Genomic DNA, 13,930 nt, shown 5'->3' with positions numbered 1-13,930 from the left:
CTCACTTCCATCTGTTTACGGCCTTATGGCCGCCGTAGAGGCGAAATCATGAAGACAACCATCGAATTGCCTCTCCTGCCATTGCGTGATGTTGTGGTTTATCCGCACATGGTTATCCCGCTGTTCGTGGGGCGCGAGAAATCCATCGAAGCCCTCGAGGCAGCGATGACGGGCGACAAGCAGATCCTTCTGCTGGCTCAGAGAAACCCTGCTGACGACGATCCCGGTGAAGATGCACTTTATCGCGTAGGTACCATTGCTACCGTTCTACAGCTGCTCAAGCTGCCTGACGGCACGGTCAAGGTTTTGGTCGAAGGTGAGCAGCGGGGCGCTGTTGAGCGTTTCAGCGAAGTGGACGGCCACTGCCGTGCCGAAGTCTCATTGATCGACGAAGTCGACGCACCAGAGCGCGAGTCGGAAGTTTTCGTACGCAGCCTGCTGGCTCAGTTCGAACAATATGTGCAGCTGGGCAAGAAAGTCCCGGCTGAAGTCCTGTCGTCGCTCAACAGCATCGACGAACCAGGTCGCCTGGTCGACACCATGGCCGCCCACATGGCCCTGAAGATCGAGCAGAAGCAGGAAATCCTCGAAATCATTGATTTGTCGGCCCGGGTCGAGCACGTTCTGGCGTTGCTGGATGCCGAGATCGACCTGCTGCAAGTCGAAAAACGCATTCGCGGTCGCGTCAAAAAACAAATGGAGCGCAGCCAGCGCGAGTACTACCTGAATGAGCAGATGAAGGCCATTCAGAAAGAGCTCGGCGACAGCGACGAAGGCCACAACGAAATCGAAGAGCTGAAAAAGCGCATCGATGCCGCCGGTCTGCCGAAAGATGCCTTGGCCAAAGCCCAGGGTGAACTGAACAAGTTAAAACAAATGTCGCCAATGTCTGCGGAAGCGACCGTGGTGCGCTCGTATATTGACTGGCTGGTTCAGGTGCCGTGGAAGGCACAGAGCAAAGTGCGCCTGGATCTGGCACGCGCTGAAGACATTCTCGATGCCGACCACTATGGTCTGGAAGAAGTCAAAGAGCGGATCCTCGAATACCTCGCCGTGCAAAAACGCGTGAAGAAAATTCGTGGTCCGGTGTTGTGCCTGGTCGGTCCTCCGGGGGTGGGTAAAACCTCTCTGGCGGAGTCGATTGCTCACGCCACCAACCGCAAATTCGTGCGCATGGCCCTCGGTGGCGTACGTGATGAAGCGGAAATTCGTGGTCATCGCCGTACTTATATCGGTTCGATGCCAGGAAGATTGATTCAAAAGATGACAAAAGTGGGCGTCCGCAACCCGCTGTTCCTGCTCGATGAAATCGACAAAATGGGCAGCGACATGCGTGGCGATCCGGCGTCGGCGTTGCTGGAAGTGCTCGACCCTGAGCAGAACCACAACTTCAACGATCACTATCTGGAAGTCGACTACGACCTGTCCGATGTGATGTTCCTTTGCACCTCGAACTCCATGAACATTCCGCCAGCGTTGCTGGACCGGATGGAAGTGATTCGTCTGCCGGGTTACACCGAAGACGAAAAGATCAACATCGCCGTCAAATACCTTTCGCCAAAGCAGATTACGGCTAACGGCTTGAAAAAAGGCGAGCTTGAATTCGACGCCGAGGCGATCCGCGACATCATCCGCTACTACACCCGCGAAGCCGGTGTGCGTGGGCTGGAACGCCAGATTGCCAAGGTTTGCCGCAAGGCGGTCAAAGAGCATGCAATGGAAAAACGCTTCTCGGTGAAGGTCACTGCCGAGATGCTGGAACACTTCCTGGGCGTGCGCAAATTCCGCTACGGTCTGGCCGAATCGCAGGATCAGATCGGTCAGGTCACCGGGCTGGCGTGGACTCAGGTGGGTGGCGAATTGCTGACCATCGAAGCCGCCGTCGTACCGGGTAAAGGCCAGTTGATCAAGACCGGTTCCCTGGGTGACGTTATGGTCGAATCGATCACTGCGGCGCTGACCGTTGTTCGCAGTCGCGCGAAGAGCCTGGGGATTCCCCTGGACTTCCACGAGAAGCGCGACACGCACATCCACATGCCGGAAGGGGCGACCCCGAAGGACGGCCCTAGCGCCGGTGTGGGCATGTGCACGGCTCTGGTGTCGGCATTGACCGGGATCCCTGTGCGCGCGGACGTCGCCATGACTGGCGAAATTACCCTGCGTGGTCAGGTGCTGGCGATTGGTGGTTTGAAAGAAAAACTGCTCGCTGCTCACCGTGGCGGAATCAAGACGGTGATCATTCCTGAAGAGAACGTACGCGATCTGAAGGAAATTCCTGACAATATCAAGCAAGATCTGCAGATTAAACCGGTTAAATGGATTGACGAGGTCCTGCAAATTGCGCTGCAATACGCGCCGGAGCCCTTGCCAGATGTAGCTCCAGAGATAGTTGCAAAGGATGAAAAACGCGAGTCTGACTCTAAGGAAAGAATTAGCACGCATTAGTACGCATTTGCCTGGGTGGCTTGTTGACAGCTTTTTAGAGCCCTTGTTATAAAGCGGCTCTTAAGTGTCTGTAGGCCATTCAGCACTCGTTTTTGCTTTCACCAAAAAACTTAGAATCATACTCAAATAGATATAAGGGGACTTAGAGTGAACAAGTCGGAACTGATTGATGCTATCGCTGCATCCGCTGATATCCCGAAAGCTGCTGCTGGCCGTGCGCTGGACGCTGTAATCGAATCCGTCACTGGCGCTCTCAAGGCTGGCGACTCTGTTGTTCTGGTTGGTTTCGGTACTTTCTCCGTAACTGATCGTCCAGCTCGCATTGGTCGTAACCCACAGACCGGTAAGACGCTGGAAATCGCAGCCGCTAAAAAACCAGGTTTCAAAGCCGGTAAAGCACTGAAAGAAGCTGTCAACTAAGTTCGATTCAGGTTTTTGCCTATCCGGGTCGGGGTCATGCCTGACCTGGCAGCGGAGCGGTAGTCCAGTCGGCGAGTCGCCGATCCGAGACCCCGAGGCTCGCAAGTTCGAGTCATCGGTCCGCTCCGCCAGTTACGAGAAGGCGCATCCTCGGATGCGCCTTTCTTCTATCCGGATTCTACCCACGCTCCACGGTTGCCTAATTTTGAAGTTCAACCGTTTCTGGGGGACGCATGCTGCAGAATATCAGGGACAATTCACAAGGCTGGATTGCCAAGACTATCATCGGGGTCATCGTTGCACTGATGGCTTTGACCGGTTTCGACGCCATCTTCAAGGCCACGACGCACCGCAATGATGCGGCCAAGGTCAATGGCGAAGAAATCAGCCAGAACGAGCTGAGCCAGGCGGTCGATATGCAACGCCGTCAGCTCATGCAACAGCTGGGCAAGGATTTCGATGCTTCCTTGCTCGACGAAAAAATGCTGCGCGAATCGGCCCTCAAAGGCCTGATCGATCGCAAGCTGCTGCTGCAAGGCGCAGAAAACTCGAAGTTCGCTTTTTCCGAAGCTGCTCTGGACCAGGTGATCCTGCAAACGCCTGAATTCCAGGTTGATGGCAAGTTCAGCCCAGAGCGTTTTGACCAGGTTATTCGTCAACTCGGCTACAGCCGCATGCAATTCCGCCAGATGCTGGCTCAGGAAATGCTGATCGGTCAGCTGCGCGCTGGTCTGGCAGGTAGCGGTTTCGTCACCGACGCACAGGTTCTGGCATTCGCCCGTCTGGAAAAACAGACCCGCGATTTCGCTTCCCTGGACGTCAAGGCTGACCCGGCGGCTGTGAAGCTGACCGACGATGAAGTCAAAGCCTACTACGACGAACACGCTAAGGAATTCATGACCCCGGATCAGGTGGTCATTGATTACCTGGAGTTGAAGAAGGCTTCCTTCTTTGATCAGGTCAGCGTCAAGGACGAAGACCTGCAAGCGGCGTATCAGAAAGAAATCGCGAACCTGTCGGAACAACGCCGGGCCGCGCACATTCTGATCGAAGTGAACGACAAGGTGACCGAAGCGCAAGCCAAGGCCAAGATCGAAGAGATCCAGGCACGTCTGGCTAAAGGCGAGAAGTTCGAGGCCCTGGCCAAGGAGTTCTCCCAGGATCCTGGTTCGGCGAACAACGGCGGTGACCTCGGCTATGCCGGTCCTGGCGTCTACGACCCAGCCTTCGAAACAGCGCTGTACGCGTTGGCCAAGGATCAGGTCTCGGCGCCGGTTCGCACCGACTTCGGTTTCCACCTGATCAAGCTGTTGGGCGTTGAAGCGCCTGAAGTGCCGACGCTCGCCAGCCTGAAAGACAAGCTGACCCGTGAGCTGAAAACCCAGCAGGTCGAGCAGCGTTTCGTCGAGGCGACCAAGCAACTGGAAGATTCGTCGTTCGAATCCTCCGATCTGGCTCAGCCGGCGCAGGACCTGAAGCTCACTGTTCATACGTCCAAGCCGTTCGGCCGTGAAGGTGGCGAAGGTGTTGCGGCCAACCGCGCCGTGGTCACTGCAGCGTTCAGCCCTGAAGTGCTGGATGAGGGTGCCAACAGCACCGCCATCGAGCTCGATCCGGAAACCGTGATCGTGCTGCGCGCCAAGGAGCACCTGAAGCCTGCGCAACTGCCGCTGGAAAGCGTAGCTGCCAGTATTCGCGTGCAATTGTCCAAGGAGCACGCCAGTTCTGCCGCCAAGACCAAGGCTGAAGAGCTGATTGTCAGCCTGCGCGATGGCAAGACTGCGTTGGACAAGGCGATCGACGGTCAGAGCTGGAAAGTGACCCAGGCAGCCACTCGTGGCCAGGAAGGGGTTGACCCAACCGTGCTGCAGGCGCTGTTCCGCATGCCCAAGCCTGCTGCCAAGGACAAGCCGACCTTCAGCAACGTGACCCTGGCCGATGGTAGCCTGGTGATTGTGCGTCTGAACGGCGTGAACGAAGCGGCTGCGCCGACCGAAGAAGAGAAGGCTCAATACCGTCGCTTCCTTGCTTCGCGCATTGGCCAGCAAGACTTTGCGGCCTACCGCAAAATGCTGGAAAGCCAGGCTGAGATCAAACGTTTCTGATGCCTGACTGAGTTTTGCGCAACACAAAGACCCGGCCGAAAGGCCGGGTTTTTTATGGGCGAAACAAAAGCGGCGCGGGTTACCCGTCGCCTGAGTGTTTACCGTGCGACTTTTTCCTGTAAATGGCAGTCAGTAGACTTGTAACTGTTTTAAGACACTAATCGATACTCCGCTAAGCATCGATCTGTTGCACAATACGCCTCGGACCGTTTTCCTCAGGATGTTCAATGTTTAAATCAATTCCCATGCGTGTTGCAGGGCTGGCGTTATTGCTGGCCGCCGCGGCCGGCTGCTCGTCGAAGAAAGCCCCTATCTACGAGCATGAGAACTTCGATGACTCCGGAACGTTTTCGCGTAGCTACCCGGTGACTGATGCGCAGACGTGCGAAGCCGCCCGTCGGGCATTGCTCAGCCAGGGCTACATCATCACCAGCGCCGACCCGAAACTGGTCAGCGGACACAAAAGCTTCCAGCAGACCGGCGAAACCCACATGGAGATCAGCTTCAGTGTGGTCTGTGCCGATGACGGCAGTGAGGGGCGCCACGCGACCATGTTCGCCAACGCCCTGCAGGACCGTTATGCGCTGAAGAAGACCAACAACTCCGCCAGCGTTGGTGTCGGCGTGCTGGGTTCTGTGTCGATGCCGATCGGCTCGTCCGACGACTCGATGGTCAAGGTCGCCAGCGAAACCGTATCGTCGCCCAAGTTTTACGAGCGGTTCTTCACCCTGGTCGAGTTGTTCCTGCCGCCGGAAGCGAAAAAGGCCGCGCACATCCAGGATAAGCCCAAACCCGATCTCGGCGTGCCTGAAGCCAAGGTCGCACCGGCTCCGTTGGCGCCGTCGGCGGCAGAACCTGCGCCGGCACCTGCCGAAGCTGCTCCAGCAGCCTCTGAGCCTGTTGCTCCGCCGCCTGAAGCCGCTCCGATTGCCCCAGCCGGGAATTCCGAGCCGGCATCGACCACGGAAACGGTCACTCCGCCGCCTCAATCAAGCCTGCCTCCACCCACCGAGCCTATTTCGGCCATTCCTGTATCTGGCCAGTAATCGTGCTCTGACGCTGCGGGATCGGGTCAGACGACACCGATCCCGCAGCGTCTTTAAATTGATCCGCGTCAACCCAGGCCGTTGTCCTACAGCCTGTATCGAAAAAATCCTGTGATAAATTCCTGACGGCCTGCTACGTTTTATTAAGTAGCCGCTGAGCGTCGTGCCTGCGTCATTTTTCTTTCACGTGGGCACTTTATGCTCGGGGCGCTGGTCATTTATTCAGGCGTTTTTTTCAACGAGCTGTGGGGGATTCAAAATGGACGATTATCAAGAAGAGCTGCTCGAGTATCAGGCGTTTGAACTGGACCCGCTGGAACCGGCCGAAGACGCGACCGAGCTGTAAGCGTCAGGCGGATTGGCGATGACTGCGGCGAAACTCGCCGGGCGTCTGGCCGCTCCAGCGTTTGAAGGCCCGCTGAAAGGCTTCGGCTGAGGCAAAACCCAGCAGGTAGGCGATTTCTCCGAACGCCAGTTCGGTATCGCGGATGTAGGTCATGGCCAGGTCGCGACGCGTATCATTGAGGATCGCGCGAAATTGCGTGCCTTCCTCGGCGAGTTTGCGGCGCAAGGTCCAGGTTGGCAGCTTCAGGCGTGCCGCCACTTCTTCCAGGTCGGGTTCCCGGCCACCATTGAGCAATGGCCCCAGTAGCTGAGTGATGCGTTCACGCAGGCTGCGGGTGCGTGTCAGTTGCTCCAGTTCTCGCTCACACAGTTGCAGCAAGTGTCGCCAGGTGCTCGGGCAGTGTTCCGGGTTGCGCTGGGCGAGGCTGGCAAGGCTCAGTCGCAGTTGATTGTGTTCACTGCCGAACTGGATCGGGCAGTCGCCCAGCACTTCATAAGCCGTTCGGTAATCCGGCTCATCAAACTCGATCTCGATACGTTCGGCCCGTAACGGGGCAGGGCTTATGCTGGACAATTGCTGCAACCAGCCCGCGATGATCGAATCCACCACGAAGCGGTTGTAGGCGTTGTAAGGACTGATGGAATAGAACCGCAGCCAGGCACCTTGGGCGTCTTCGTGAAAGCTCGATTGACCGCGATAGTTGGAGCCATACAAGGCTTCGAACCTAATCAGGCACCGCGCGGCCTCTCGCACCGTTGGCGCCTGAGCGGCCGTGACCCCGGCCAGGCCGACCTGGCTCAGGCGACTGAGTTGGCCCATGCGCAAGCCAAGTGCCGGGTTGTCGGTCAGTTGAATGGCGCTGTGGCCCAGGCGCATGTAGCGCGGGATCGAGAGCCGGGCGCCCGCTTCACTGAGGCGAGCCGCGTCGAGACCGTATTGTTCGAGCAACGGCTGAGGGTCTACACCGTGGCTGCGCACGGCGTCGGCCAGGCTATGAACAAAGCCGACCGACAGATCGCCGAGGCGCATCGGCAACGGTTTCATCGGTTACAACCAGAGGTTCAGCAATCGCGCGCCACGGGCATTGCCGTCGGCGAATTGCTGCCCGTTGCTGCTGAGAAAACTTTGACCCGCGCTGCCCTGATCCCAGAACTGACCGCGCAGAAACACGCTCATGCCGGCGATTGCCTGGCTGCTGGGCGGTTGAGCGGTGAGTGTCAAACGATGCCAGGCCTGGCCTTCGCTGAGCTCCCCGGCCTTGAGGCTGACGGAACCAGGCGTTGACAGCCCCTTGTAACCGCGCCACGGCTTGTCCCAGGTGCCGCGCCCGATCACAAACGCCGGGACCGCGACGAACTGCGCCCCCTGATCGTCGAGCTTGCGGTAATTGTCCGGGTACCAGCTGTCGCTGCCGATCAGCACACCCAGGCGTCCGGCCGGGGTGTCGACGACATTGAGCGTGTGCTCGCCATTGGCGGCGATGACGTCATGTTCATCGAAAATCGGGTGCATCTGGCGCTGGGGCTGGCCGATGGGTAGACCATCGCGGCCGAACACCACGCTGCTGTTGTACAGCGCGCCGTGGCCGATTTTCAGGGTACCGTCGATGACGCTGGGTTCGGGCAGCACGATGGAGCCCGCCACCAACGTCACGTGGAATTCTTTTGCCAGACCACCAAACAGTGCCTGGTAGTCCTTGGCCATGCCTTTGGCCTTCATGCGCAGGTGCGCGTCGTCCAGACGTTTTTCGCCCTCGGCGCTGATCAGTGCGCGGACGAACTTCAACGGGTTACTGACCGCCAGCCAGTTCATGGCCTCCTTGAGCGTGGTCGCCTGGTACAGCTCATCTTTCTCGCCGCTGACCATCAACCAGGTACCGATATGTTCGGGCAGGACGACGATGGTTTTTTCATTCAGCAGGCCCTGGTCCTGGGCCTTCTGCAAATAGGCCGCCAACTTGCGGTGCAAGCGCTCGGAGCTTTGATAGTCGGTGGGAAACAGTTCGGGCTGTATGCCCAGCAAATTGCCGCGATCAGCGGGTATGCCTTGGTCAACCGCAAGGTTGATGCGCAGGTCCGACAGGTAATGACCCACCGGACGGTCCGCGGCCCACATGGCGTAGGTCGTGAGTGCGGCAATCAATGCCATGGAAAAGGTCAGGTACAGAAGTTTGCGCATGGGGAAACAGTCAACAGCCGTGTGCAGGGTTCGCGACTAGGGTAGGGCGCATGCCGGCGCTTGCCAAGGGGCGCTGTGCATTTGGATCAATAAGTTGTCAGTTTCGGTCATTGAGTGACAGCGGCGCGACTCTTAGTCTGTTCAATATGACTGACAGGGGCCGAAGAGCTCCTGCACTTTTTCCGTGATCGCTCGATGTGGAGTTACCGATGGCCGCCGCTCATTACCCGCACCTGTTAGCCCCGCTGGACCTGGGTTTTACCACGCTGCGCAATCGTACCCTGATGGGTTCGATGCACACCGGTCTTGAGGAAAAACCCGGCGGTTTCGAGCGCATGGCGGCGTACTTCGCCGAACGTGCCCGTGGCGGCGTTGGCCTGATGGTCACCGGCGGTATTGGCCCCAACGACGAGGGCGGGGTGTACTCCGGCGCAGCCAAGCTGACCACCGAGGAAGAAGCGCTCAAGCACCGCATCGTCACCCGCGCGGTGCACGAGGCGGGCGGCAAGATTTGCATGCAGATCCTTCACGCCGGTCGTTATGCCTACAGCCCGAAACAGGTTGCACCGAGCGCCATTCAGGCGCCGATCAACCCGTTCAAGCCTAAAGAGCTGGACGAGGAAGGCATCGAGAAGCAGATCAGCGATTTCGTCACCTGTTCGACCCTGGCGCAACAGGCCGAGTACGACGGCGTCGAGATCATGGGCTCCGAAGGTTATTTCATTAACCAGTTCCTCGCCGCCCATACCAACCACCGTACTGACCGCTGGGGCGGCAGCTACGAAAACCGCATGCGCCTGCCGGTGGAAATTGTCCGCCGGGTGCGCGAAGCGGTAGGCCCGAATTTCATTATTATCTTCCGCCTGTCGATGCTTGATCTGGTGGAAGGTGGCAGCAGCTGGGAAGAAATCGTCCAGTTGGCCAAGGCCATCGAGCAGGCTGGTGCGACCATCATCAACACCGGCATCGGCTGGCACGAAGCGCGGATCCCGACCATCGCCACCAAAGTGCCACGCGGCGCGTTCAGCAAGGTCACGGCCAAGCTGCGTGGCTCGGTGAGCATTCCGCTGATCACCACCAACCGTATCAATACCCCGGAAGTCGCTGAGCAGATTCTGGCCGAAGGCGATGCCGACATGGTGTCCATGGCGCGGCCGTTCCTCGCCGACCCGGACTTCGTCAACAAGGCCGCTGAAGGTCGCGGCGATGAAATCAACACCTGCATCGGTTGCAACCAGGCCTGCCTGGACCACACCTTCGGCGGCAAGTTGACCAGTTGTCTGGTGAACCCGCGCGCCTGTCATGAAACCGAGCTTAATTACTTGCCGGTGCAGCAGATCAAGAAAATCGCGGTGGTCGGTGCCGGCCCTGCGGGCCTGTCTGCGGCGACCGTGGCAGCTGAGCGTGGTCATCAGGTGACGCTGTTTGATTCGGCCAGCGAAATCGGCGGCCAGTTCAATATCGCCAAGCGTGTGCCGGGCAAGGAAGAGTTCTTCGAAACCCTGCGCTACTTCAACCGCAAACTGCAGACCACCGACGTTGAGGTGTGCCTGAACACCCGCGTCGACGTGGCGAAACTGGTTGAGGGCGGTTACGACGAGATCATTCTCGCCACCGGCATCGCGCCAAGAACGCCAGCGATTCCGGGTGTCGAAAACGCCAAGGTGCTGAGCTACCTGGACGTGATCCTTGAGCGCAAACCGGTGGGCAAGCGCGTCGCGGTGATCGGCGCCGGTGGTATCGGATTCGATGTCTCGGAGTTCCTGGTTCACCAGGGCGTGGCCACCAGCCAGAATCGCGAAGCGTTCTGGAAGGAGTGGGGCATCGATACGAATCTGCAAGCGCGCGGCGGTGTCGCCGGCATCAAGGCTGAACCCCATGCACCGGCGCGTGAAGTGTTCCTGCTGCAACGCAAGAAATCCAAGGTCGGCGACGGCCTGGGTAAAACCACGGGTTGGATTCACCGCACCGGTCTGAAAAACAAGCAGGTGCAGATGCTCAACAGCGTCGAGTACCTGAAGATCGACGACGAAGGTTTGCACATCCGCATCGGCGAAACCGGCGAGCCGCAAGTGCTGCCGGTGGACAACATCGTGATCTGCGCCGGTCAGGATCCGCTGCGTGAATTGCACGAGGGGCTGGTGGCGGCCGGGCAGAACGTGCATTTGATTGGCGGCGCGGATGTGGCGGCAGAGCTGGATGCCAAGCGCGCGATCAACCAGGGTTCGCGTCTGGCGGCTGAACTCTAAAGCTCACACGTCCTGTAATTGGATGGACTCGCCCAAGCCGAGGCGTCAATGCGCCACGGTGGCAGTCTAAGCAGCCAACGACAGCGAGGGCGAGTCCATGAAAAATCATAGTTCGATTGATCAATCCCTGTCTTCTTCCGATTTGTCGGTCTGCACAACCTTGGCGGTCGATCTGGCCAAGCAGGTCTTTCAGGTCGCCGGTGAAGATGTCCTCGGCCAAGTGCGCTACGAGCAGCGGATCAAGTCGCGTGAGGCGTTTTATGAGTTTCTCCAACAGTTGCCACCTCATGTCGTGGTTTTGATGGAGACCGGTCCGGGTGCTCAAGCCTGGGCCCGGCAGCTGCAAGACCAAGGCAATCCGGTGCGGATTCTTCCAGCCGGTTTGGTGGCTACACATCGCAGCGGACCTAAAAATGATCGTAACGATGCGCTGGCGATTCTGCGGGCTGATCGCGATGAAAAAATCTGCGCAGTACCGGTCAAAAGCGTTGCAGCGCTGGCAATGCAGGCGTTGCATCGCACCCGTCAGGGCTATGTGCGTCGACGCACGGCAGTCAGTAATCAGATGCGCGGCCTGCTGCTCGAACACGGCGTGGCCCTGGCGCAGGGCGATGTTGCAATCAGCCAGAAAATTCCGCGGGTACTGGAAGATGCTACCCAGCCGGTGCCGGGGCTGCTGCGTGAACTGATCGACGAACTGTTGGCCGAGTGGCGCCATTTGGGCGAGCGCATCAGCGTGCTGACGGGACGCCTGGAAGTGGCCGCCAACGCCGACATGACGGCGAAGCGACTGATGACGGTGCGCGGCATCGGCCCAGTCACTGCCACTGCACTGGTGGCCAAGGAAACCAAGCCTGAACGATTTCCCAATGCCCGCAAGTTTGCCGCGTACTTTGGCATGGTGCCTGACCAGCACAGCAGCGGGAACACGGTCCGGCTGGGGGACATGACCAAGCGAGGTGATGTTTATTTACGCAGCCTGATGATCCAGGGAGCCCATGCGGTGCTGCAACAACTACGACCTGATTCCCAGCAACCCGATGACCGTCGCTTGTTGCGCTGGATGAGCCGGCTGGGCCGTAAGGAGGCGGCGATCAGGCTAGCCAACCGCAACCTGCGAATCGTCTGGGTGCTTTTACAGAATGACCAGACTTATCGTCGCCACGCGGGTGATGGCCAGCAAGCGACGATGAGCCACTGAGCGACAGAGTTCTGCCACCGAGGTACTAACTGTCCGACCCTTTGCTGAAAAAAAATTGACCCCAGGTAAGACCGGCGTGGATTGATGCCTAAGCTGCTACTGGCCTTCGAGGCCTGACTGTAATCGGCATACCACGAGCTTTTCCAATTTTGGCCAGAGGCCGAAGACGGCTTCCACGAATAGGCCTGATACATAGATGCAACGGGGCGACGGTTTTTCAGAAGCGGGTAGACAGTGGGGGCGAGTCCATACATAGCAGCTGGCGCAGCCTGCGTCCGGCTGCGCAGCAGTCGTAAAATCGGCCACCGCGGTGATTCAGGTAAACGAGGATGGCAGGATTGACGACTGCTGCGCAGCCGGACGCAGCCTTCGGCAGCTGCTACAGGGTTTGCGTTGGCTGATAGACTGGCGTCTTTTCCGTCTGCGCAGAGCCGATGCTTTCTCCTCCAGCCAACTGGCTACCTATTCCCCCCCTTGAACCCCTTCATCTCGGCTGGCTGACCAACGCTGGCATCGAAGTCGCGATCCTGCGCCTCGACCAGATCGACCCGCTGATCAGCGGCAACAAGTGGTTCAAACTCATCGAGCACCTGAAAGCCGCTGACCAGATCGGTGCCAAAGGCATCATCAGTCTGGGCGGTGCCCACTCCAATCATCTGCATGCACTGGCCGCAGCGGGTAAGCGTTTTGGTTTTCGCACCGTTGGCCTGCTGCGCGGTCATCCGCAAGAAACGCCAACGGTAAAAGACTTGCAGGCGTTTGGCATGCAGTTGCATTGGCTGGGTTATGGCGGTTATCGAGCGCGGCACGAGCCGGGTTTCTGGTTGCCATGGCAGGCGCAGTATCCCGATCTGCATCCGGTGCCGGAAGGTGGCGGCGGTTTACAGGGCGCCAAGGGCTGTCGGCAGTTGAGGACAATGGTCAGCGAGCAACTGAACGCTCTGGGCTGGAGTGACTACGACGGCTGGTGGCTGGCCTGCGGAACGGGCACGACCCTGGCCGGTCTGGTGCTGGCCGAAGCAGGTGAACACCCGGTGTATGGCGCGCTGGCGGTGCCCGACGATCATGGAGTGGCGCAGCACGTCGAATCAATTGTGCAAGAGGCGGGTTTACACCATCGCGCCTATGAATTGATCGACGCCAGCCGTGGCGGCTTTGCCAAAGTCGATCCGCTGTTGCTCGAATTCATCGATCAGACCGAACAGGCCAGCGGCATTCCCCTCGAACCGCTGTACACCGGCAAAGCCCTGTTGGCGCTCAAGCAGCAAGTAGAAGCGGGAAGATTTGAAAAAGGCACGCGCCTGATCTTCGTCCATACCGGCGGATTGCAGGGCCGCCGGGGGTTCCAGTGAGCGGCGGGATTCACCCGCGCTTGGGCATCATCCGCAGCAAGGTGTTATCGCCCACGACATAGTGGTGATAAATCCCCGCCACGGCGTGCAGGCCGATCAGCCAGTATCCAATGGTGCCGCCGAGTTGATGCCAACCCTCGATCTGCTTGGCCAGCACCTTGTCCTCCGCGATCAGCAGCGGCAGGTCGAAGCCGTAGAACATCACTTGGTGACCTTTTGCGCTGGTGACCAGCCAGCCCAGAATCGGCATGGCGATCATGAAAATGTACAGCGCCCAGTGCATCAGTTTGGCCAACACGGTCTGCCAGTGAGGCGAGGCCGGGAAGATTTGCGGTGCGGGGCCAAGGCTGCGAGCAAACAGCCGCAGCCAGACCAATACAAACACCGTCAAGCCCAGCAAGAAGTGCGATTCGGTGATCAGCGCCCGGCCGCCACTGCCTTTTGGAAAGATTCCACGAAATTCGATGCAGGCGTAAACCAGCGCCAGCAGGACCAGCATCAACCAATGCAGCGCGATCGATACGGTGCTGTAGCGTGATTCGGAATTCTTCCAGGGCATACGGTGTTCCTCACAGGTCAGGTCCAGAC

Annotated in this window: 11 protein-coding genes; 8 read left to right on the top strand and 3 right to left on the bottom strand. The window is 58.7% G+C overall.

Going from position 1 to position 13,930, the window contains the following annotated elements; all coding sequences use genetic code 11:
- The first annotated feature begins 48 nt into the window (after positions 1–48).
- The 5 genes from lon to ABH912_RS10765 all read left to right on the top strand — a co-directional run bounded on the left by lon (position 49) and on the right by ABH912_RS10765 (position 6,362).
- Positions 49–2,445 carry an endopeptidase La gene (lon, locus tag ABH912_RS10785; protein WP_027926069.1) on the top strand — a complete coding sequence of 799 codons (2,397 nt, stop codon included), beginning with the start codon at positions 49–51 and terminating at the stop codon, positions 2,443–2,445.
- 147 nt (positions 2,446–2,592) lie between these two features.
- Positions 2,593–2,865, top strand: a complete 273-nt coding sequence (locus ABH912_RS10780) for an HU family DNA-binding protein (RefSeq protein ID WP_002552737.1) — start codon at positions 2,593–2,595, stop codon at positions 2,863–2,865.
- A gap of 233 nt (positions 2,866–3,098) precedes the next feature.
- Positions 3,099–4,970, top strand: a complete 1,872-nt coding sequence (locus tag ABH912_RS10775; RefSeq protein ID WP_429510626.1) for a SurA N-terminal domain-containing protein — start codon at positions 3,099–3,101, stop codon at positions 4,968–4,970.
- A 227-nt stretch (positions 4,971–5,197) separates the two neighbouring features.
- Complete coding sequence (locus ABH912_RS10770; protein ID WP_429510625.1) at positions 5,198–6,016, top strand: DUF2242 domain-containing protein; 819 nt, start codon at positions 5,198–5,200, stop codon at positions 6,014–6,016.
- Between the two features lie 163 nt (positions 6,017–6,179).
- Positions 6,180–6,362 carry a hypothetical protein gene (locus tag ABH912_RS10765; RefSeq protein WP_080932598.1) on the top strand — a complete coding sequence of 61 codons (183 nt, stop codon included), beginning with the start codon at positions 6,180–6,182 and terminating at the stop codon, positions 6,360–6,362.
- Between the two features lie 3 nt (positions 6,363–6,365).
- On the opposite strand, the gene ABH912_RS10760 is transcribed toward ABH912_RS10765, so the two are convergent.
- Complete coding sequence (locus ABH912_RS10760) at positions 6,366–7,406, bottom strand: AraC family transcriptional regulator (RefSeq protein WP_429510624.1); 1,041 nt, start codon at positions 7,404–7,406, stop codon at positions 6,366–6,368.
- 3 nt (positions 7,407–7,409) lie between these two features.
- Complete coding sequence (locus ABH912_RS10755) at positions 7,410–8,540, bottom strand: carbon-nitrogen hydrolase family protein (protein ID WP_429510623.1); 1,131 nt, start codon at positions 8,538–8,540, stop codon at positions 7,410–7,412.
- A gap of 209 nt (positions 8,541–8,749) precedes the next feature.
- On the opposite strand from ABH912_RS10755, the gene ABH912_RS10750 reads away from it, so the two are divergent.
- The 3 genes from ABH912_RS10750 (at position 8,750) to ABH912_RS10740 (ending at position 13,342) form a co-directional block, all read left to right on the top strand.
- Entirely contained in the window at positions 8,750–10,789 is a 2,040-nt protein-coding gene (locus ABH912_RS10750) for an FAD-dependent oxidoreductase (protein ID WP_429510622.1), read from the top strand.
- 142 nt (positions 10,790–10,931) lie between these two features.
- Positions 10,932–11,990: an IS110 family transposase gene (locus ABH912_RS10745; RefSeq protein ID WP_080932109.1), complete on the top strand. Its 1,059-nt coding sequence runs from the start codon at positions 10,932–10,934 to the stop codon at positions 11,988–11,990.
- A gap of 434 nt (positions 11,991–12,424) precedes the next feature.
- Positions 12,425–13,342, top strand: coding sequence for a 1-aminocyclopropane-1-carboxylate deaminase/D-cysteine desulfhydrase (locus ABH912_RS10740; protein WP_429510621.1), 918 nt, complete (start codon positions 12,425–12,427; stop codon positions 13,340–13,342).
- 10 nt (positions 13,343–13,352) lie between these two features.
- Here the strand turns inward: ABH912_RS10740 and ABH912_RS10735 are convergent, their stop codons facing one another.
- Positions 13,353–13,901: a cytochrome b gene (locus ABH912_RS10735; protein ID WP_429510620.1), complete on the bottom strand. Its 549-nt coding sequence runs from the start codon at positions 13,899–13,901 to the stop codon at positions 13,353–13,355.
- Positions 13,902–13,930 lie beyond the last annotated feature (29 nt).

Source organism: Pseudomonas sp. BT76 TE3572 (assembly GCF_050435365.1).
Classification (GTDB): domain Bacteria; phylum Pseudomonadota; class Gammaproteobacteria; order Pseudomonadales; family Pseudomonadaceae; genus Aquipseudomonas; species Aquipseudomonas fluorescens_W.
The sequence above is the reverse complement of the archived record's forward strand: the minus strand, read 5'-3'. Positions and strand labels throughout refer to the sequence as shown.